Source organism: Actinomadura sp. BRA 177, assembly GCF_013372625.1.
Lineage (GTDB): Bacteria > Actinomycetota > Actinomycetes > Streptosporangiales > Streptosporangiaceae > Spirillospora.
The window spans coordinates 1-1,402 of the sequence record NZ_JABXFD010000126.1; the positions used below are offsets into that span (position 1 = coordinate 1).

Genomic DNA, 1,402 nt, shown 5'->3' on the forward strand with positions numbered 1-1,402 from the left:
CCTACCTCATCAGCGCACGCAACCACGGCGTCCGGCCCATCGACGCCATCCACGCCGCACTCGCCCGCAACCCCTGGCTCCCACCCACAACCACAGCCTGATCACGGCTCACCCCGTGAATGGACACAAGATCAAGGCCGCCGGATTCAACGGCGTGTCCCTCTACTTCGACTGGGCCTACCATTCACCGGCTCCCGGGAAGTACGACTTCACAGGCGTACGGGATGTCGACCGGCTCCTCAGCCTCACCGACGAACTCGGCCTCTACGTCGTCGCCCGTCCCGGCCCGTACATCAACGCCGAAACAACCGGCGGCGGCCTCCCCGCATGGCTGAAGACCGTCCCCGGCCGCGCCCGCTCAAGCGACCCCAACTACACCGCCGCCTACCGGGACTGGCTCGCCCACATCGACCCGATCATCGCGAAACACCAGGTCACACACGGCGGATCGGTCATCGTCTACAACGCCGAGAATGAGTACGCGGCCAATACCGACCCGGCCTACATGGAGGACATCCAGCGCCAGGCCCGCGCGCACGGAATCGACGTCCCCATCTCCCACAACCAATGCTGTGACGCCTCCTGGACGCCCACATGGGCAACCGGCCAAGGCGCCGTCCAGATCCCCGGGGTGGACGACTATCCCCAAGCCTTCGAATGCCGCGACCCCGACACCTGGGGAACGTGGGGCGGAGGCGTCACCGAACGCCTCAGCCCCGACGCGCCCGCCTACGCCGCCGAATACCAGGCCGGCGCCATCGACGCGAACCGCGCCGGCTACGACAAGTGCCGCGAACTCACCGGCCCGAACTACATGAAGGTCTACTACAAGTCGAACCTCATCACTTCGGGCGCCACGATGTTCGGCTACTACATGGCCTTCGGCGGCACGAACTGGGGACGGCTCGCCCAGCCGAACGACGTCTACACGTCCTACGACTACGGCGCCCCAATCACCGAGAACCGTCAGCTCACCACCAAGTACGACGAGTTCAAACGCCAGGGCCTCTTCTTCACCACGGCCGCACCCCTCACCAAAACCGACCCGGCCGAGGCCCCCACGTCCGACAACCCGGCCGTCCACACGGAGGCCCGCGCCAATCCCGACACGGGCACGCAGTTCGTCCTCATCCGGCACGCCGACCGCAAAACCGACGACGACCAGTCGGCGAACCTCACCTGGAACACCCCGGACGGCACCTACAACCTCCCCGTAGCCCTTCAAGGCCGTGACGCGAAAATCTTGGTCGCGGGCTACGACATGGGCGGTCAGCGCCTAGTACTACATAGCTAGATCTCGGTAAGCGATCGAACGATTCCTGTACGTGATCACGTTGGGTGGTGCAACGCTGTCTGCATGCCTGAGGCTCGTGAGTTCGCCGGTGCGGTAACCGCAGCAGAT

At 65.3% G+C, this 1,402-nt stretch carries 1 protein-coding gene; it reads left to right on the top strand.

The window, feature by feature from the left end; all coding sequences use genetic code 11:
- Positions 1 to 115 precede the first annotated feature (115 nt).
- Complete coding sequence (locus HUX53_RS03500; RefSeq protein ID WP_217919038.1) at positions 116 to 1,294, top strand: beta-galactosidase; 1,179 nt, start codon at positions 116 to 118, stop codon at positions 1,292 to 1,294.
- Positions 1,295 to 1,402: the final 108 nt, after the last annotated feature.